The 18691-nt window shown below is 59.6% G+C and carries 15 protein-coding genes; 5 read left to right on the top strand and 10 right to left on the bottom strand.

What is annotated here, in order from left to right; all coding sequences use genetic code 11:
- Positions 1 to 2 precede the first annotated feature (2 nt).
- The 6 genes from K0B93_RS14340 to K0B93_RS14315 all read right to left on the bottom strand — a co-directional run bounded on the left by K0B93_RS14340 (position 3) and on the right by K0B93_RS14315 (position 8159).
- On the bottom strand, positions 3 to 959 hold the full coding sequence (locus K0B93_RS14340; protein ID WP_219867843.1) for a WD40/YVTN/BNR-like repeat-containing protein: 957 nt from the start codon (positions 957 to 959) through the stop codon (positions 3 to 5).
- A 60-nt stretch (positions 960 to 1019) separates the two neighbouring features.
- Positions 1020 to 2375: a DUF1329 domain-containing protein gene (locus K0B93_RS14335; RefSeq protein ID WP_219867842.1), complete on the bottom strand. Its 1356-nt coding sequence runs from the start codon at positions 2373 to 2375 to the stop codon at positions 1020 to 1022.
- 23 nt (positions 2376 to 2398) lie between these two features.
- A complete protein-coding gene (locus tag K0B93_RS14330) occupies positions 2399 to 4249 on the bottom strand; it encodes a DUF1302 domain-containing protein (protein WP_219867841.1) in 1851 nt (616 codons plus the stop codon).
- Between the two features lie 135 nt (positions 4250 to 4384).
- Positions 4385 to 5767, bottom strand: coding sequence for a WS/DGAT/MGAT family O-acyltransferase (locus K0B93_RS14325; protein WP_219867840.1), 1383 nt, complete (start codon positions 5765 to 5767; stop codon positions 4385 to 4387).
- Entirely contained in the window at positions 5764 to 7155 is a 1392-nt protein-coding gene (locus K0B93_RS14320) for a WS/DGAT/MGAT family O-acyltransferase (RefSeq protein WP_219867839.1), read from the bottom strand. The genes K0B93_RS14325 and K0B93_RS14320 overlap by 4 nt, the downstream gene beginning before the upstream one ends.
- Entirely contained in the window at positions 7152 to 8159 is a 1008-nt protein-coding gene (locus K0B93_RS14315) for an alpha/beta hydrolase (protein ID WP_219867838.1), read from the bottom strand. Before K0B93_RS14315 ends, K0B93_RS14320 begins: the two co-directional genes overlap by 4 nt.
- A gap of 206 nt (positions 8160 to 8365) precedes the next feature.
- Between K0B93_RS14315 and K0B93_RS14310 the strand changes: the two genes are divergently transcribed.
- Positions 8366 to 9418, top strand: a complete 1053-nt coding sequence (locus tag K0B93_RS14310) for an NAD-dependent epimerase/dehydratase family protein (RefSeq protein WP_219867837.1) — start codon at positions 8366 to 8368, stop codon at positions 9416 to 9418.
- 46 nt (positions 9419 to 9464) lie between these two features.
- A complete protein-coding gene (locus tag K0B93_RS14305) occupies positions 9465 to 10544 on the top strand; it encodes a zinc-binding dehydrogenase (protein ID WP_219867836.1) in 1080 nt (359 codons plus the stop codon).
- Between the two features lie 47 nt (positions 10545 to 10591).
- Here K0B93_RS14305 and K0B93_RS14300 read toward each other — a convergent pair whose 3' ends face one another.
- The 3 genes from K0B93_RS14300 to K0B93_RS14290 form a co-directional block, all read right to left on the bottom strand.
- Positions 10592 to 11563, bottom strand: coding sequence for a VOC family protein (locus tag K0B93_RS14300; RefSeq protein WP_219867835.1), 972 nt, complete (start codon positions 11561 to 11563; stop codon positions 10592 to 10594).
- A gap of 12 nt (positions 11564 to 11575) precedes the next feature.
- Positions 11576 to 13201, bottom strand: a complete 1626-nt coding sequence (locus K0B93_RS14295) for an AMP-binding protein (RefSeq protein WP_219867834.1) — start codon at positions 13199 to 13201, stop codon at positions 11576 to 11578.
- Positions 13202 to 13296: 95 nt separating this feature from the next.
- Positions 13297 to 13827: a 2,4'-dihydroxyacetophenone dioxygenase family protein gene (locus K0B93_RS14290; protein WP_137437001.1), complete on the bottom strand. Its 531-nt coding sequence runs from the start codon at positions 13825 to 13827 to the stop codon at positions 13297 to 13299.
- 166 nt (positions 13828 to 13993) lie between these two features.
- Here K0B93_RS14290 and K0B93_RS14285 point away from each other — a divergent pair, with 166 nt between their 5' ends.
- On the top strand, positions 13994 to 15055 hold the full coding sequence (locus K0B93_RS14285; RefSeq protein WP_219867833.1) for an AraC family transcriptional regulator: 1062 nt from the start codon (positions 13994 to 13996) through the stop codon (positions 15053 to 15055).
- 241 nt (positions 15056 to 15296) lie between these two features.
- Here K0B93_RS14285 and K0B93_RS14280 read toward each other — a convergent pair whose 3' ends face one another.
- Positions 15297 to 15980: a Crp/Fnr family transcriptional regulator gene (locus K0B93_RS14280; protein ID WP_219867832.1), complete on the bottom strand. Its 684-nt coding sequence runs from the start codon at positions 15978 to 15980 to the stop codon at positions 15297 to 15299.
- Positions 15981 to 16094: 114 nt separating this feature from the next.
- Between K0B93_RS14280 and K0B93_RS14275 the strand changes: the two genes are divergently transcribed.
- Complete coding sequence (locus K0B93_RS14275) at positions 16095 to 17642, top strand: arylsulfatase (RefSeq protein ID WP_219867831.1); 1548 nt, start codon at positions 16095 to 16097, stop codon at positions 17640 to 17642.
- A gap of 71 nt (positions 17643 to 17713) precedes the next feature.
- The gene (locus K0B93_RS14270; RefSeq protein WP_219867830.1) at positions 17714 to 18688 is read left to right on the top strand and encodes an AAA family ATPase; all 975 of its coding nucleotides are present in this window, start codon (positions 17714 to 17716) and stop codon (positions 18686 to 18688) included.
- Positions 18689 to 18691 lie beyond the last annotated feature (3 nt).

Genomic DNA, 18691 nt, shown 5'->3' with positions numbered 1-18691 from the left:
ACTTATTCTCCCTGACCATTCCAAAGGCGAACGCCCGCGGTGCCGGCCACCAGCCACTTGCCGTTGATTCTGGTCGCGGCGGTAATATCACCCGGCAACCCACTGCGTGAAGCAGGCGAGAAATGACGGCCGTCGTCCTCGCTCACCAGCACCTGTCCGCCATTGCCGAACAGGAAGACCTGGCCCTCGGGCCCGGTTTCATGGGCATTGATGGCGGTGGCGAGGTCCACTTTCGCCTTCTTCCAGGTCGCACCGCCGTCTTCGGTACGCCAGATCTGCCCACGCATGCCATAGAGCAGCCAGGCACCATCGGGCGTCTGCAGGCCGCCAAAGAAGGATCCCTCGTACGGCGACGCGAGTTTTTCCCACTGCTCGCCGCCATCGGCGCTGACAAACAGCGAACCGCTCTCGCCGATCAGCAGCCAGTCATCACCCGCCCGGGCGATGCTGTACAGGTGCCGGTCGAAGTAGTCCTCGGAAATGCTCGCGGGCTGCCAGGTTTCACCGCCATCCACTGATTCCATGACCAGTCCGAACGCACCCACCGCCAGGAACCGCCCGCTTCCCAGGTAGGCGACATCCATGAACGGATCCCCTCGCCCATGCTCGGACACATCCACCGGCGTCCAGGTGGTGCCATGGTCAGTGGTGTACAGAATCATGCTGCCGTGGCCGACCACGACGCCCCGGCCATTCTCCCCGAAGGCGATACCCATCACCGAGTCGGTGGCGGGCAGACGTTGGCTCTGCCACGCATCCGGCACAGGCCCGGTGCTGGTCAGCAGAACGCCCCGCTCACCGACGGCGTAATAGACCTGTTCATTGCTCGCGAGGTCGAAGATGGCCACCCGGTCGGCGGAAATGTCGTAAGACAGGGGCGGCTTTTCAGCCCAAACAGCAGGCGCACACGCCCCCAGAGCCAGAGCGACGGCCCCGGCCCGAAAGTTTGAATTAGCCATGAGAGGTTTACCTGATCGGAAAAGAAGAAACGGCGGGCGTTGAACCCCCGCCGTGGTCACTCAGCGCCCGCTACGACGAAGCGCGTCCGGCTGGAACTCAATGTAGCGACCCTTGACACCAAACTCCCAGGGTTCGTCAATTTCGTTGGCCAGGTTCGATACCAGGTAAGAGCCGTTATTCAGATCGTGGTAAATATTGGCCCGGTACCAGGGCACCATGACATCGTAGAACTGGATGAGCGGGTGGATCGCGACGCGCCACAGGTCACCGCGGGTGTCGTAGGCGTCTTCCATCAGAACGTTCCAGGAGTCCTCATCGAGGTAGAAGGTACGCTTGCCATAGATGTGGCTGCTGTTCTCGCGCAGCGTCGCCTCAACCACCCACACCCGGTGCAGTTCATAACGCATCAGATCCGAATTGATGGTGTTGGTGCGAAGAATATCCTTCTCGTAGTTCAGGGACTTATCGCTCAGCTTATAGGCGTTGTAGGGAACGTAGATTTCCTTCTTGCCCACCAGCTTCCAGTTGTAGCGATCGGGCGCACCGTTGTAAGCATCGAACTGGTCGGTGACACGAATCCCCTCGGTACCGTCGTTGGCGTTGTCGTAGGCCAGATCCGGAGCGCGTCGCACCCGGCGCTGCCCGACATTGTAAATCCAGGCAGACCGTACTTCCTCGACCTGGTCAATCGGTTCGTGAACCAGCTGGACCGTGCCTTCCAGCGTCGGTGGCGAGGTGTACTTCGCGGTGTAGTTCAACAGGCGGTTCTCGGACTGACGGTCCATGTTCTCATCGAAAATCCGCTTCTCGAGGAAGCCCACCTTGTAGAAATCGCCGTCGCCCTGCACCGGGAACCAGTGGTACTGACGCTCAACGCCGCCACCCAGGTAACGGACGTTGTGGTTCCAGATTGCTTCCAGTCCGTTTTCCGGAATCGGGAACGGCACGTTGGCGCCATCCAGGTTCTTGATGCCAAAACCCTCCAGCTTCACGTCCGGCGCCTCGGCCTTGATGGTGTCATACACCTTCTGGGGCAAGGCCGCGGTACGGCGGGTTTCGTACACCGGCATCCGGAAGTTGTCGTACTTCTCGAGCAGGGCAATCTGACCGGCGCTCAGCTTGTCACGGTACTGGTCGAGGTTGTCCCCCGTGATGGTGAACTTCACCTCGTCCTGCGGGAACGGATCGATATACCCCTGCTCCGGCTCCCAGCCTTCCGGGGGCGACGTCAGCCCTCCGGTCCACGCCGGGATGGTGCCGTCGTCGTTGGCATTCGGGTTGGCACCCACCGGCGTCAGTTCCGTTCCCAGCTTTGCCACTTCCTCAGGGGAAAGCTCGGCCATGGCGGGAGCGGTAAAGGCGAAGGCGGCAGAAACCGCCAGCGCCCGATACAGTCTGTTTCTGGAAAATTGCATGTCAGTATCCTCGGATTTTTGTTTTAGAAGGTGTAGCTGTAATTGACGGAGGCATAGTCACGGTCGCGCAGATCGTTGTAATCCGCAGAGTCCGCGAAGTGCACGTAGCTTGCGCCAAACTTGTGTCGCTTCAGGTAGGTGAAGTCGGTCGCCAGGGTGGTTGAGATCCGGCCTTCCTGGAACTGACCATCAAGAGAGTTACCCTTGACGTCGTGACCGACGAACAGGGAGGGCTGCACCAGGAGACCCAGACCAAACGGGTTTTGGTAATCCAGCGAGCCGCGCACCCGGTAGCCCCAGGAGAAGTCCGTGACATAGCCCTCGTTCTTGCAACCGGCCGGGGAGGTGTTTGCGCCCACCGAGCAGGGATCGGCGCCATCGAAAAAGTCTTCGTGCTGGCCGAAGCCGAAGGTAAACCCGCGACCATGCCTGACACCGGTATAGGTGTCAGGCACATCGCCGTACTGGAATCCCACCTCGGCAATCAACAGAGCCGTCTGCGCGCCCAGAATGTTGGACCAAAGGTTCAGACCGTTGATCTGGAACTGGGTCTTGTTGTAGCGCCGGAACCCGTCGACACTCTCATTGGCCTCAGCCGTGGCGAAGGTTTCCCCCAGTGGCCCCACACCCTGGGCCGCACCAACAACCAGGTCTGCGCCGTTGAGGATGACAGGAAAGTTCCTGGAATGGGTCAGTTCCGCGCCCACCGACCAGCTGGCGATGTTGGCGGCAGCACTGATGCCGTACAGCTGAATATCTTCCGGATAGACCCAGGAGACATCCCCCGGCGTGGTGCCGAACTGGGAATCCAGCTGCATGGGAATCAGGGTCGCTACGCCGGTACCGGGACCACTGCCGGTATTGATGCCCAGTACCGGCATCTTGGAGTGGTAGTTAATGGCGTAGAGACCGAATTCAGTGCCGATGGCATCGGCCGGGAAGCGCAAGGCAACACCGAACTGGCCCTGGTCACTGGTATCGTTTCGGGCGGCCTGGGGATAATAGGTGCCGCCCTGCAAGTCATCCGGGGAACTGCCCGGTCCCACGCCCACGGCGCTCACGCAGCCACTGAGGTCAGGCGAGATCAGGTTCTCGGTGACCGCCCAGTAATGGCCACAGCCCTCAATCGGGGAATTCTGCCATTCGAACTGATAGTAGGCTTCAACGGACACGCCACTGCCAAGCCCCATGTTCGCGTAGAGCATGTTCGTGGGCAGCAGTACCTCGCGCAGTTCTGTGCCGGGACGGCGGAAGGCGGGCACGTCAATGGGGTTGATCCCCTGGTTCACGCCCTGGATGAACAGGCTTTCACCCCAGTTCACTACCTGTCGCCCCAGGCGAATCTGCAAGGGCTTGTAGTTAATGTCCCAGGTGTTATAGACAAACGCGTCCATGAGCTGGACACCAGAGAATTTCTGGAGATTCTGATAGCCGCGATCCGACAGCGGTTCACCCTGCTGGTAGCCGTTGGCCTGGTTGCCGAAGCGGACATCCTCGTCCTCCAGGGCCTGGTCGTACCAGCCCTTTACCCGGACGAGCGCGCCCATGTAGTCTTTTTCGAGGGAGAATTCGGTCAGAAACTTGGCCACGGTGGAAAACCGGTCGCCCTTGTCGTAGTTCAGGTTACCGCCATCCGACTTGCCACCGGTGCCCGGCTCTTCGCCAACCAGCGCAGCATTCTGTGCGCTGTACAGGGCAGGATCAGGGTCCTGCATACGCCAGCTCGATCCGAACGAAATGGTGGTATTGAGGCCGCCATCCCACTCGCCCGCATCGAAATTGAAGGCGGTCGCCGTATTGGCACCACCGAGGGTCAGCGCCATCACAATACCCGCACTGAGTCGGTTAACCCGGAAAGACTTCGCATTATTCATGTTTTGATCACTCCGCCACACACCCGATGGGATGCATGGAATGTTGTTTTTGTGTTTCAAGCGAGCGTCAGTATTCCGTAGAAATACCTAGGCACGTTTGCTCTTCAGTGCCACAAATTTGGCTTTTAGCGCCAGTCAGGCCGAATGGTTCTCCCCGCGCTTGAGGAGATTGTTTTCGAGCTCCTCCAGGGCATCAACCATGCCCACAGCCAGCCGCTGCACATGGGGCACCCGGTCCCGGCAGGCCACCATGCCGAAGTTCAGGAAATCGCCGTGACTGACGCAGGTGAAGTTCAAGGGAATGCCCGGCATGATCAGGCTGACGGGGTAGACGTGAAGCAATTCAGCACCATCCAGATAGCGGGCTTCGCGCTGTCCGGGGACGTTAGAGACTGTGGTATTGAACAGCTGACGCCCGGCCCTGCCGATGCCAAGCACCACGGACGACAGAAAGGGACCGGTCGAAAGCAGTGAATAGACATTGACGGCATGGGCAGGAAGCTCGTTCAGCATGGCCTTCCCGGCTTGTGTCGACCGTTTGACGTACTCCAGACGAAGGGCTGGATCAGCAATGTTGGTTCCCAGGCTGCCAAATAACAGGCTCACCTGATTGCCAATACTGACGTCACCGGGTTTTCTCGTGGACACCGGCAGCGCTGCGGTGAGCGAATCCTCAGGCAATGCATTTGCCTCGAGCAGGTACTCGCGCAAGGCGCCACCCACAATCGCCAGCACCACATCATTGACCGTGGCTCCTGTCGTCTTCGCCAGCGTTTTCAGCCGTGCCAGTTCAAAGTGCTGGGTGGCCACCCGGCGATGGGCGCCAATCGGGCCATTCAGGATGGTCTCGGGCGTCGATCTGAACGTTGTCAGGGTCTCGTTTTTGGTGCGCAGCTTCAGGGACGCTGCGACACCCGCCTTCAGGTCTGAGAGGCTTGGCAACGCGCCTCTGTCCGACGCTTTGGCCCCGCCCGTGTCGATCTCCGCCTGCACCTTGGCCCACATCGGGGTACTCAGTGAGTCCGCGTCCGTCGACAGGCTGCCCACCACCAGACGGGTGCCACTGATGCCGTCGACAAGCGCGTGATGGATCTTTACGTAGAGAGCAAACCGGTTGTCGGAGAGCCCTTCGATGAAGTGGCACTCCCAGAGCGGCTTTTCCAGATCCATCGGTAATTCGTGAATCCAGGCGATCATGTGGCCCAGCTCTTTTTCACCACCGGGCGCCGGCAAGGACCACTGCCTCAGGTGATATTCCAGGTCCAGATCGTAGACTTCCCGGGTGGCAGGCCTGAGCTGCCAGCGGGTGGGACGCGTGAGCACCTGATTCCAGGGATAGACGACCCGGGTTTCCTCTCGCCAGCGAGCGATCAGGCTACTGACGAACGTTTTGCGTTCGTGATCGGTCAGCGAGGTGGGATAGGAAAAGGTCATCAGCGCCGCAATGTGCATCGGCATGTTCTTGCCTTCCAGTTGCAGGGACGCGGCATCCAGCAACGGCATTTTTCTCAGGGTCATACCGCCTCCTCGACAGCGTGGGCCACCGCCGCTTTCGCTGGCTCACCAACGCCCAGTTTCTCCTCGAGCTCCCTACATGCCTCCTCCATTCCGAGCGCCAGTTTCTGCATGTGCGGAACGGTATCCCGACAGGCGGTGATACCCACGTTGAGGGTTCCCGCATGGCTGTAGCAGGTGAAGCTCACCGCCATCCCCGGGAACACGATGTTCGCCGGATACAGATTCACCAGGCGCGCGCCCCTGAGGAACTTTTCCTCGCTGCCGCCAGGCACGTTGGACACCACCGTGTTGAATAGCGGACGGGTTTTTCCGGTGACACCAATGAGCATCCGGAGCACCGAAGGCATCATGCTTACCAGGGAATAGGGCACCCGCATTTCCTGGGGCAGACCCAGCACCTGCTGTTTGGCCAGGTCGGTGGACTGATGAATCTTCTGCAGGCGCACCACCGGGTCCGCAATGTTGGTTCCGAGAATGCTGAAGATCATGCCCACGGCATTGCCGCAACTCTGATCGCCCTCGGCACGCAGGGAGATGGGGATGGCCGCGGTCAGGCTATCCCCCGGAAGCGCGGTAACGCGCTGCAGATATCGGCGGAGCGTACCGCCGACGAGACAGAGCAGCACATCGTTGAGGCTGACCCCCGCCTGTCGGGCCACGGCCTTGATCCGATCCATCGAAAAGCTCTGGGTGGCGAAACGCCGCTGGGCTGCAATCGGGCCATTCAAGGGCGTGTAGGGCGCCGAGCGAAAGGTGGTGAGCTCATCATCTCTGCCGAACAACTTGAGGACGTTCGCCGCGGTACTCATCAACGCCTGGGCGGAGGGAATCTGGAGTGGTCCTGGCTGGAACGGTTTTTCCGGTGCCGAGTGAACCCAGAACGGCGCCGTTTTATTGTCGGCGCGGCGCTCTGACAGCCCCTTCATCAGCAGGATATTCGCGCTGATGCCATCGACCATCGAATGGTGGAATTTCATGTAGATGGCGAAGCGGTTGTCGGCCAGGCCCTCGATGATGAAGCATTCCCACAGCAGTTTTCTCAGATCCATGGGCTGGCTGTGCAGGCGGGCAACCAACTGCCCCAGCTCCCTCTGGCCACCCGGCTTGGGCAAGAACAGGTGGCGGACATGGTATTCGAGGTCCGGGTCGTGGCAGGTCTTCAGCCTTGGCGCCAGCTGCCACCGGGACGGAGACACCAGTTTCTGGTTCCAGGGGGCCTTGATCCGGGTTTCGTTACGCCAGTCCTCGACCAGCCGGGTCACGAAATCGGCACCGGCTTTTGCCGGCAGCTCGAAGATCATTAATCCGGCCACGTGCATGGGCGCATTGGGGTTTTCCAGCTGGACAAAGGCCGCGTCCAATGGCGTCAATTTCTTATAATTTGTCATCTTCTCTCTCCCGAGCATCCGGCTCCTTTCTGGAGCTGCTCTTTCATAAACGTTGTTATTTGTTGTCTGGCACCGGAGGCTTCCGGAAACCAATCCTCCAGCAGCGGGAAGGCGTGCGGGAGGTGGGGCCACAGGGCCAGTTCGGTAGGAACGCCGGCCGCGGCGAGTCGGCGGGCAAACAACACACTGTCGTCCCTCAGCAGTTCCGCCTCGCTGGCGACGATCAGGGTCGGTGGCAAGCCCCGGCATTCGCCCAGCAGCGGTGATATTTCCGGGTTGGCGCTGTCAGCGCCGTCCAGGTACCAGTCCAGGGCTTGCGCCAGCGAGGCAACTGGAAGCATGGCGTCGCGACCGGCATTGGCGAACCGGGATGGCGAACCGTGCAGACGGCCAAGGTCAAGCGCGGGCGAGACCGCGATGGCACACGCCGGCATCGGCATTCCGCGACCCCGGATTCGGTACAGCAGCGACACCAGCAGATTACCTCCGGCCGACTCGCCGCCCAGCACAATCCGCTCAGCGGGAATCCCGGAATCAAGCAGCAGACGGTATGCGGCCTCACAGTCGTCGAGGGCGGCGGGAAAGGGGTTGGCGGGCGCCAGCCGGTAATCCGGAATAAAGGCGCTGGCCGCCAGGGGGTCACAAAGGCGCTCTGTGAAGGACAGGTGTCCCCTGGGCATCGCCGGAAGAACAAACGCGCCGCCATGCAACCACAGAAGTACCGGATCACCGGTACTGGTAAACGGTGTACCCAGCGAGTGGCCTGCTACCGCCCCGCCCTCACCCCAGTGGTAGTCATAGCGAAACCGCTCCCTCTGACGGGCGCTTGCCCAGCGACCGGCGATGCCAATCTGCGCACGGGCTACGCGTCGGGGGTGCCCGCGCAACAGGTAGGCCATAAACGGCCGCAGCAGCCAACGCAGCACAAGGAGTTTGCACCGAGTCGTGAATGAGAGTTCGAGCGGGCGCGTTGAATACTTGGTGGGGTCAGGGCCTGAATTCATGTAAAGCCAATCCGTTGGGTAATTTCTGCCCACACTATGACCAATTAGTCGTACTTGCTCCTTGGCTTACAACGTCAACAGCTTGTTATTTCACGCCATAAAATAACTGGCGTGTTTTACCTGTAATTTGTCGTGAATTGAAAAATACGGGCATCAAAAACTACGCACGATAGGAACAACACAATAAACAGAACAGGAGCCACCCCATGTCTCTTCCAACTGGTCGGGACGGGCAGAAGCCCTCCCTCCCCTCAAAAGTCTTCATAACCGGCGCCAACGGTTTCATTGGTCGCACCATCTACCGCCGCTACCGCGAGCTGGGCTGCGAGGTCTGCGGCATGGATTTGCAGGCGGATGAAGAGCGCAACGTCATAGCCGGAGACCTGACCAATCCATCAGGCTGGCGCGATCATGCCAAAGGCTGCGACCTCTTTATCAACACCGCGGCGGTGGTGTCGCTGGCCGCCGACTGGGAGACTTATTCCACCACATCGCTGGTCGGCGTTCGCAACGCCCTGGACGTCGCCATTGCCGGCGGTGCACAGCGCTTCGTGCATTTTTCATCCATCGCGGCCATGGGCTACGACTACGAACCCGGAGCGGACGAGACGGCTCCCGTGGTGATTGGTGAACACTACCGCTACGGCGTGGCCAAGGGCGCCTCCGAACACACGGTGCTCGCCGCCCACGCCGCCGGTGAAATCGACTGCACCATCATCCGCCCGGGTGACGTCTATGGTCCGGGCTCCCGCCCCTGGTTGCTGGAACCCTTGAAGATGGCCCGGGCCGGCCAACTGATCCTGCCCAACCGGGGCAAGGGCATCTTTACCCCTGTGTACATCGATGACCTGGTCGACGGCACCCTTCTCGCCGCCGGCCTGCCCGCGGGAAGCGGCCGTATTTTCATTCTCTGGGGCGACGAGCCCGTGACCTGCCGGGAATTCTTCATGAATCACTGGCGCTGGGCCGGCAACTCGGGTTTCCCACCCAGCATGCCTCTGGCAGCTGCCCTGAAACTCACCCAGGGCATCTGGTGGCTGAACCGCACGCTCAAGCGCCCCAACGAGGTCACGCCCGACGCCATGCTGATGTTCGCGCGCAAGGGCGGATTTTCCATTGAGAACGCACGGAAACACCTCGGCTTCGAACCCAAGGTCAACCTCGAAGAGGGGATGAAACGTTCCGAAGCGTGGCTCAGAGAGATGGGCGAGCTGAGCGGAACCGAGAGTCAGTCCTTTGACAAGGAAGCCCGCACCTAACGCGGGCTTCTGACTATGCCACCAAAAAACACCAAGGAGACACCCAATGCGTAGTGCCATCGTTGAAAACAACAACCTGAAGATCGTGGATCTGCCGGAACCCAAACCACGTGAGAACGAGCTCCTCATCAAATCTCTGGTTTGCGGCATTTGCGGGTCCGACCTGCATTGCCGGCACCACACCCATGAGCTAGCCGACAGCTCCCGCGAGGTCGTCGGTAGCGCCATCATCGACGCCGACAGACCCATATTGATGGGACACGAGTTTGTCGGGGAAGTCCTGGAGACTCGGCAAGGCTCGACGTTCAAGGCTGGCGACCAGGTCGTCTCCCTGCCCTTCCTGATGCGGGAAGAGGGTCTTGCCATGATTGGCTTCAGTTCCGCCGACGTTCCCGGGGGCTTTTCCGAGCAGATGCTGGTCGACAGCCGGCTCACCATGAAAGTCCCCAATGGCCTGAGCCCGGACATGGCGGCCCTGACCGAGCCCATGGCCGTTGCCCTGCACGCGGTCAACCGGGGCGAGCCAACCCGGAACCACGTACCCCTGGTCATCGGCTGCGGCCCGATCGGTCTTGCCGTTATTGCCGTGTTGAAGATGATGAAGATTGGCCCCATCGTGGCGTCGGATTTCTCGAGAGCGCGTCGCGACCTTGCCAGAAAAATGGGCGCGGATGTGGTGGTCAACCCGGCCGAGCATTCACCCTATGACAGCTGGAAAGAAGCAGCCCAGACCGCGAATCCGGAAGAGGCCGGCCCGATCTCTCCCCTGTTCGGAGGCGCGGACCTGAGACCCTCGCTGATTTTCGAATGTGTGGGTGTACCTGGCCTGATCCAGAATGTCTGTGCTGGCGCACCCTACGGGGCTCGGGTCGTGGTTGTGGGTCTGTGCATGGAAAAGGACACGATAATGCCATCCTACCCGGTCATGAAAGAAATCGATCTCCGCTTTGTCAGTTTCTACAGCGGTGAGGAGTTCGGAGCGACCTTGAACCACCTTGCCAACGGCGAGCTCGATGCCGGTGGGTTGATTTCCGACACGGTGGGCCTGAGTGATATCGAATCCGCCTTCGACCGATTGGGCAAGCCTGAAAACGACGTCAAGATTCTGGTAAAACCGTCAGAATAAGCCGTCGAATACGACAAAAAAGCCGCTGTTTCCAGCGGCTTTTTTGTTTATTGCTCCCGCCGGGCCAGCCATCGGCGCAGCAACCGGAGGAGCGCGTCCAGGCGAAGGCTCGGAAGAAACCCGGTCACCCGGTAGGCAAATTTTCGGGGGTACAGAAGCTCTATGCTATTACCGTCCGGATCATTGATGTACATGACTTTGAATATGCCCGCCTCCAGAGCCTTTCCATTAGCCCGAAACCCCGACCAGAGGGCTTGGGCATACACCTCGTCCCATTCAATACGGGACTGGGTGTTAAGGGCAAAGTTCATGAAACCGTGCTGGTACAACGGCGGACGTTGACCTCCCGGAAACGGCTCAGCGGTGCGACAGATTTCCACCACAACGCCGCCGCCACGCAGGTACCTCGGTTCTGACAGACCCTGCTTCACCACGGAAAGACGCTGAGCCCACCCCTCGGGCATCTGCACCGGCGTCACGCCAAGTGAGCCAGACCAGGCACGCGCCACGCCTTCGGCATCGTGGGAATTGAGCCGGATCAGCCGCACTGCGCACGGTTGCTTCCGGCCATTCCAGCCAGCGTCCGGCAGCGGATCCCGTTCATAGATTTCCAGCGCGTTACCCTCGGGGTCACTGGCGTACGCCACCCTGCCACCGGTTTCTCCCTCCACGGCCTGCAGACGCTGCTGGGCCGACAGGGCATCAACGCAACACTGGAACCGTTGGCTATAGATTCCGATACAGGCATAACCCGGCATCGCCGGGCTCCAGTGTTCCGGGCGGGGCCGCATTTCCGGCGACCGGAAGTCGAAGAACTCCAGCTGGAACATATCGGCATTGCCATCGAGAGACCAATAGCAGCGCGTATTTACGCCGTCGATTCCCATCACCCGGGTAGACAGCTTGCCCGCATAGATGGTCCGCCCCGACGACACAAAACCGAACAGGGCGCCGTACCAGGACCGGAGGGCCCTGGCATCCTGACACACGAAGGCAATCTGACTGCAGTATGTGCTCATCGGAATCCCACCTCAGACAACGCGCAGATCCTTCCTCAGGATCTTGCCAACGTTTGACTTGGGCAGCTCCTGCAGCACCTCGATTTCCTTCGGAACCTTGTAGGCGGCGAGACTCTGCCGGCAATGTGCCATCACCGCGTCTTTGTCGATCGCTGATCCCTCGGTCGGCGCCACGAACAGGCGGATGCGCTCACCGGTTTTCTCGTCCGGCACACCGATACAGGCCGCTTCAGCAACCTCGGGCAACTCACTGGCAACGGCTTCCACCTCGTTGGGGTAAACGTTGAAACCCGAGACAATGATCATGTCTTTCTTGCGATCAACAATCTCGAACTGACCGTCCGGGTGCATGACCGCCACATCACCGGTTTTGAAAAAGCCATCTTCGGTGAAGGTATCGGCCGTTGCCTGCTCGCGGTTCCAGTACCCCTTCATGACCTGGGGGCCACGGGCACAGAGTTCGCCCGGCGTTCCGGCAGGCAGGGCGTTGCCCTGCTCATCGATGACCTTGACCTCAGTGGACGGTACCGGATAGCCCACTGTACCGCTGAATGCTTCCTTCCCCATCAGGTTCAGGGTGAGGATCGGCGAGGTTTCGGACAAACCGAAGCCTTCCAGGATGTGAGCGCCGGTGAAAGCCTTCCAGGCCTTGGAGGTGCTCGGGAAGATCTTGGAGCCACCCCCAAATGCCACTTTGTAACGGGACAGGTCCACGTCCTTGAACAAGGGATGCTGGGTCATGCCCGCGTACAGGGTATTGACGCCACCAATAACGGTGAACCTGGAATCCTTGATGGCCTTCAGGTAGGCGTCCATGTCACGGGGATTGGGAATCAGGATGGCTTTGGCGCCGATTGCCGCGTAGGCCACGAAAATCATCAGGCCAAAGATGTGATACATCGGCAGTGCCAGCACCAGCACCTCCTCCCCCGGCTCGTTCGCCTCGGGCATGAAGCTCCGGAACTGGAGGCTGTTGGCAATCAGGTTACGTTGAGTCAGTGTCGCGCCCTTGGAGGGGCCTGTGGTGCCGCCGGTGTATTGCAGAAACAGGACATCATCGCCGGACACTGGTACCGCAGTGGGTTTATTACCCGCGTTGCGCGCCAACAGGTCCGCCATGCCGGTAAACTCGCCCAGTTCGGCGGAAACGTCTCCACCCGGAATCGGGAGGCCGGCCCCATCACCGGGATTGACCACAATCACCTGCGAAACGGACGTGGCGTCACGGATCGGGGTCAGCGACGCCACGGATCCCGAATAGATAAACATCGTTTCGGCGCCGGAATCATTCAGCTGGTGTTCCAGCTCCCTCGACGTGTACAGAGGGTTCACGTTCACCTGGATTGCGCCCACCTTGAGAATCGCCAACATGGCCACCGGATAGGCAAAGATATTCGGCAACATAACCGCGACCCGGTCGCCCTTCTTCACCCCGTATTGCTGCTGCAGGGCGCTGGCTAGGGCATCCGAGGCTTCATCAAGCTGGCCATACGTCATGGTGTGACCAAAGCACTCCAGCGCGGCGTGCTCCGGGAAACGCTTGATGGCGTCATTAAACAAGCTGGTAACGGAGGCGTGGGTGTCAGGGTCAATCGTGGGGGGAACATCCGCGGGGTATGAATCAAGCCAGGGTTTCATGGTTTTCTCTACCTTTATTGACTGTTCGGATACAAAAAAACGCCCTACCCGGGAAAACCTGTTTTGGCCGGGAGGGCGCTTCTGTACTGGCTGTCTTACTTGACGTTACGGACCCGGGCATTGTGGTCCGGCTGGGGCGGCGTAATGTAGTTCGCCGGCTCCAGGCCTCGTTCCCGGATCAGGTTGTCCAGCATGATCATGATGTCGCTGGCATCCATGATGCCCAGGTAGTTGCCATCGTCGTCGAAATTGACGTTGGCGCCGTGCACCACCATCAGGGTCTCTGTCGGCCCGGTGTTGGTCGCTGGCGTGGTGAACTGGTGAATGGAACCGCCCGGCTCGTACAGGTAGCAACCGTCGGTCTGGGGATCGTTGGGGTATTCCTTGTATTCCCAATGACCCGAAATCGTGAACAGGTGCACCGTGCCCGTGTGGTAGTGACGGGGCAGCGTCACACCCGGATGGAACCAGACTTTCAGCACCCAGACACCGTTATGCGGATCAAGGAAAAGCGGTTGTACATCAATGCCTGGCACGCCGGGCATGGCGTCTTCATAAACAGGCTGATTCTTGGAATTCACATAAAGCAGTTCGTGGTGCTCAAAAACCTGGTTTGGCGTCGTCATGGTCGACCTCTCTTGTAGATTGTTTTGCCGTTGGCAATACCTGCCAGATTTCATGGTCACCCGATTCCGATGACGGCACATGATAGAAAATGCCGTTTTCTTGTTATTTCCCGCCAATGCAGCTAGCGTTACCCGTTACAATCGTGAACAACAATTACACCTCATTATGGTTACGACAGATCTCACCAGAGCCTCGTCCCTGGCACGACTGGACGAGTTTTGCGCCAAATACGGCCTGGATTACCGGGCGATGCTCCGTGAAGCCAGGTTGCCCGAGGACGTTCTCGAACATCCCGAAAGCCTGATTTCCTATTCCCGGATGGCAACACTGCTCGAAAACTGCGCCAACCGGACAGAGCACCCATTGTTCGGGTTGGAATACGGTATCTTCCAGGGCACGACCATCTTTGGACGTTTGCTTTATCTATTCAAAAACGCCCAGACCGTGGGCGATTCGCTGAACGAACTGATGCAGTATTATCATCTGCACTCCTCCAGCGGACTGGTGACGGCCACCATCGAGGACAAGATGGCCATTCTCAGCTACGAACCCTTGTTGAGCGAGGGGGTCGCCAGCAAGCAGGCCGTGGAACTGGCCATCGGGGTGGGCAAGGCCTTGCTGAAAATGCTGCTTGGGACCCAGTGGCGACCCAGTGGCGTGCATTTCCGACACGGGCCCAGCAGTTCGCCGCAGGCCTACAGCCGGCTGCTTGGCCTGCCTCCCCAGTTCGACAGCACCATCAATGGCTGGGTGTTTGAAGCCCGCCTGCTGGACCTGCCCCTGAGCGATTCCGATCCGAAGCTGCATGCCCTGATGCGCGAGCATCTGGAAAAAATGGATGAACTGTCAGTCCAGGAATTGCCCGCCTACGTTCAGCATCTCATGAAGAATTTTCTGCCCAACGGCCGGGTGACCATTGATCTTGTGGCGGATTACATGATGCTCAGCTCCCGCTCTCTGCAGCGCTACCTGACTGAGGAAGGCACCTCCTTCCAAAAGCTCCTGGACGAGACCCGCAAGAGCATGGCCGAGCGCTACCTCCAGGAATCCGGCATCAGCCTGACCCAGCTTTCCGGGATTCTCGGCTACTCCGACCTGGCAGCTTTCTCCCGAGCCTTCCAGCGCTGGTACGGTGTCAGTCCGCGGCAATGGCGAAAAAATCAGGGAATCCAGTCGTCCCCGCGACTGCTATCCTTGCGGAAAAAAGCACCCGGCTGGCTTCGCTGAGCGAAAAAGACCCCTTCGGCGCGAAGGGGCTGAAAGGGACACAGTTTTGGGCCGAAATGGCCCGGTGCGAAGTGCGCAGACGGCACAAACAGCAAGGGTAGGAACTTCCGCCTGCGGGATTGCCGGAGCAACCCTCTCCTCACCTGCTCGCACTATACAAACCCGCCTGACCGGTTATTTAACTTTAACCGCCAACAACTTAACCTTTTAAGTATTGACCGGGACATTCGGAGCGCGGCCGTTACTCGCGTGCAATGAAGGCTTCCAGACCTTCCCGGTCCTTCAGATGGATAACGCCGTACCGAAACTCGATCAGGTCTTCGCCGAGCAATACCTGGAGAGCCCGGTATGCTGCCTGCCGGGAAATGCCCAGCATGCTGCCAAGTTGCTCCTGGGTCAGTCGAAGCGACACAGGCGGCTCGGGATTGCCATGCTGAAAGGTGGCAATAAACAACAGTCGTCTGGCCAGCCGGGCCGGAATTCCTCGCAGCGCATCATCCTCAATGACCATCAGAGCGGCCCGCAGCCGTTGCCCCAATTGCCTGACAATCACCGGGTAACATTCGGGAAAGGCGTCCAGCAGCCTCGCGAACGTATCGGACCTGAATTCAATCAGTCTGGTGGACTCATGGGCCACGGCTCCATACAGCCGCGGCGTATCTTCCCAGAACACGCCGTCGCCGAACCAGTTTCCCGGCCCACAAATCATCAGGGTCAGCTCCTTGCCGGCACCGCTGATGGCGTTCACCCGGACCGACCCGGATTCAATCACCGCCAGGGTCTTCTGGGAGCTGCCCTTCCTATAAATGGTCTGTCCCTCGGAAAAGCTCCGCACCGTCGCCAGGCGCGCGGCCTCGGCAATCCCCTCCGGTGGCAACCCGGCCAGAAGGTCACAGCTTCCAAGTGTGTCGGGAACATTGGTCATATTGGATTGTTACTCTGGTTACAGTGTTGCCCGAGGCTCCTGCCGTAGACTCGAAGCAAGCGAACAAAGCCAACCTCTGACAATAACGCTTGCGAGCTTCGACAGGAGAACAAAATGACTACCGGAAGCCTCTACCGGAGTGCCACCCGCCTGATCCTGGGCGTTGGCCTGATCAGCCTCCATTTGGCGTCCGCCGCCGCAGAACGCCCCAATATTCTTGTCATCATGGGTGATGATATCGGTATTACCAATATCAGCAAGTACAGCCATGGCATGATGGGATACCAGACGCCAAACATCGACCGCATCGCCAACGAAGGCATGATGTTCACGGATTACTATGGGGAACAAAGTTGCACCGCCGGCCGGTCCGCCTTTATCACCGGCCAGCATCCAATCCGGACCGGGCTGACCAAGGTCGGCATTCCGGGAGCCCCGATTGGCATCCAGCCGGAAGATCCCACCCTGGCAGAACTGCTGAAACCCCTGGGGTATGCCACGGGCCAGTTCGGCAAGAACCACCTGGGTGACCGGGACGAGTTCCTGCCCACCAACCACGGCTTCGATGAATTCTTCGGCAACCTGTACCACCTGAACGCCGAAGAAGCACCGGAAGACCCGGCCTGGCCCAACGATCCCAAGCTTGCCCAGATGATTACCCCACGGGGGGTCATCCGCTCCACCGCAGACGGTAAGGTCGAGGATCTCGGTCCGTTGAATACCACACGGATGGAGACCATCGACGAGGAATTCCTGCAGGCGTCCCTGAACTTCATGGAGAAAGCCCACAACCAGGACGAGCCCTTCTTCGTCTGGTTCAATTCGACGCGCATGCATTACTACACCCACATCAAGGACGAGACTCGAGGCCTGTCCGGCCAGGGTTTTTACAACGATGGCATGGTCGAACACGACAACCACGTTGGCGAATTGCTGGCCAAACTTGATGAACTCGGGGTCGCGGATAACACCATTGTTCTTTACACCACCGACAACGGCGTTCATTACAACCACTGGCCCGATGCCGGCATTACCCCCTTCCGGGGCGAGAAAAACACCAACTGGGAAGGCGGCTTCCGGGTGCCAGCCCTGGTCCGCTGGCCTGGCAAGATCGATTCCAACAGCATTTCCAACGACATCATGTCCCACCTGGACTGGGTGCCGACACTGATGGCCGCAGCGGGCGTTCCCGACGTCAAGCAGGAACTGCTGGAGGGCCACGAGGCCAACGGCAAAACCTACAATGTGCATCTCGATGGCTATAACTTCCTGCCCTACCTCACTGGCGAGGTCGAGGAAGGCCCTCGCAACGAGTTCATTTACGCAAGTGATGGTGGCGATATCCTGGCCTTGCGGGATGGCCCCTGGAAGCTGGTCTTTGCCGAACAGCGTTCACACAAGTTTAACGTCTGGTCCGAGCCTTTCGTGAAACTGCGCATCCCTAAGGTATTCAATCTGCGCCAGGATCCGTTCGAGCGTGCCGATATCGACTCCAACTCCTACCAGGTCTGGTGGGACCGAAAGATCCAGGCCCGCGGCATGGCGACACTGATCAAGGTCAAACAGTTCCTGAACACCTTCAGGGAGTACCCACCCCGCCAGAGACCGGCGACCTTTACCATTGATCAGATGATGGAACAGTTCCTCAACTACCAGCAATGAGAGTCAGGGGGAACGCGGCCCATGGCGGCGTTTCCCCACTTTCCGGGCACGGTTCTTTTACGAGGACGGTTATGAATACCCACGATTCTGTGGTCACCCTGATCGATCGCCTGAAGTCCGATGTGCTGGGTCAGGAGCAGCTGATCGAGCAACTGGTTCTTGCGCTACTCTCCGATGGCCATGTGCTGATCGAGAGTTTGCCCGGGTTGGCCAAGACTCGCACGGTGAAACGGCTTGCCCATCACCTGGAGGCGCAGATGCGCCGGATCCAGTTCACACCGGACCTGCTGCCCTCCGACCTCACCGGATCGGAGGTACTGCATTACACCAACGGCGTGCAATCCCTGGCGTTCGAACCCGGCCCGCTGTTTGGCAATCTGATACTGGCGGACGAGATCAATCGGGCCCCCGCCAAGGTCCAGTCTGCCCTCCTCGAGGTCATGGAGGAACGCCAGATTACCGTTTCCGGTGCTACCCACCGGATGGACGACCTGTTCATGGTGCTGGCCACGCAGAATCCAATCGAGCAGGAAGGCACCTATCCCCTGCCCGAAGCCCAGATGGATCGTTTTCTCATGAAACTGGTGCTGGATTATCCGAGCCACGAACACGAATGCGACATGCTGAGGCTGGTCAGGTCCGAGCAGGACAACGAATCGCCCCAACCGGTGTCGGCACCGGACTTTCAGCCCGGCATTTTGCTGGCCGCCCGCCGGGAAATCGTCCGGCTTTTTGTCTCCCCGAAAATCGATCAGTACCTCGTCAGTCTGGTCCAGTCGACGCGCCCGGCATTGGCACCCGACGCAACACTCCGTGGCTGGCTCGATACCGGGGCCAGTCCACGGGGAGCCATTGCCCTGGACCGGGCCGCTCGGGCTCACGCCTGGCTCCACCAGCAGCCTCACGTCACCCCGGACAACGTGCGCGCAGTCGCCCTGCCGGTTCTACGTCACCGGGTGAGGCTCAGCTACGATGCCATCGCGGATGGGGTCACCGAGGATCAAATCGTTGATCGACTGCTCGATCAGGTTGCGATTCCCGCCTGAGGG

Source organism: Marinobacter sp. F4218 (genome assembly GCF_019443085.1).
Taxonomy (GTDB): Bacteria; Pseudomonadota; Gammaproteobacteria; order Pseudomonadales; family Oleiphilaceae; genus Marinobacter; species Marinobacter albus.
Note: the sequence above shows the minus strand (reverse complement) of the source record. Positions and strands in the feature narration are given on the sequence as shown.

What these genes read in the sequence shown, in the direction of transcription:
- K0B93_RS14340 (WP_219867843.1), bottom strand. Translation starts at nt 959, where the DNA reads ATGGCTAATTCAAACTTTCGGGCCGGGGCCGTCGCTCTGGCTCTGGGG.
- K0B93_RS14335 (WP_219867842.1), bottom strand. Translation starts at nt 2,375, where the DNA reads ATGCAATTTTCCAGAAACAGACTGTATCGGGCGCTGGCGGTTTCTGCC.
- K0B93_RS14330 (WP_219867841.1), bottom strand. Translation starts at nt 4,249, where the DNA reads ATGAATAATGCGAAGTCTTTCCGGGTTAACCGACTCAGTGCGGGTATT.
- K0B93_RS14325 (WP_219867840.1), bottom strand. Translation starts at nt 5,767, where the DNA reads ATGACCCTGAGAAAAATGCCGTTGCTGGATGCCGCGTCCCTGCAACTG.
- K0B93_RS14320 (WP_219867839.1), bottom strand. Translation starts at nt 7,155, where the DNA reads ATGACAAATTATAAGAAATTGACGCCATTGGACGCGGCCTTTGTCCAG.
- K0B93_RS14315 (WP_219867838.1), bottom strand. Translation starts at nt 8,159, where the DNA reads ATGAATTCAGGCCCTGACCCCACCAAGTATTCAACGCGCCCGCTCGAA.
- K0B93_RS14310 (WP_219867837.1), top strand. Translation starts at nt 8,366, where the DNA reads ATGTCTCTTCCAACTGGTCGGGACGGGCAGAAGCCCTCCCTCCCCTCA.
- K0B93_RS14305 (WP_219867836.1), top strand. Translation starts at nt 9,465, where the DNA reads ATGCGTAGTGCCATCGTTGAAAACAACAACCTGAAGATCGTGGATCTG.
- K0B93_RS14300 (WP_219867835.1), bottom strand. Translation starts at nt 11,563, where the DNA reads ATGAGCACATACTGCAGTCAGATTGCCTTCGTGTGTCAGGATGCCAGG.
- K0B93_RS14295 (WP_219867834.1), bottom strand. Translation starts at nt 13,201, where the DNA reads ATGAAACCCTGGCTTGATTCATACCCCGCGGATGTTCCCCCCACGATT.
- K0B93_RS14290 (WP_137437001.1), bottom strand. Translation starts at nt 13,827, where the DNA reads ATGACGACGCCAAACCAGGTTTTTGAGCACCACGAACTGCTTTATGTG.
- K0B93_RS14285 (WP_219867833.1), top strand. Translation starts at nt 13,994, where the DNA reads ATGGTTACGACAGATCTCACCAGAGCCTCGTCCCTGGCACGACTGGAC.
- K0B93_RS14280 (WP_219867832.1), bottom strand. Translation starts at nt 15,980, where the DNA reads ATGACCAATGTTCCCGACACACTTGGAAGCTGTGACCTTCTGGCCGGG.
- K0B93_RS14275 (WP_219867831.1), top strand. Translation starts at nt 16,095, where the DNA reads ATGACTACCGGAAGCCTCTACCGGAGTGCCACCCGCCTGATCCTGGGC.
- K0B93_RS14270 (WP_219867830.1), top strand. Translation starts at nt 17,714, where the DNA reads ATGAATACCCACGATTCTGTGGTCACCCTGATCGATCGCCTGAAGTCC.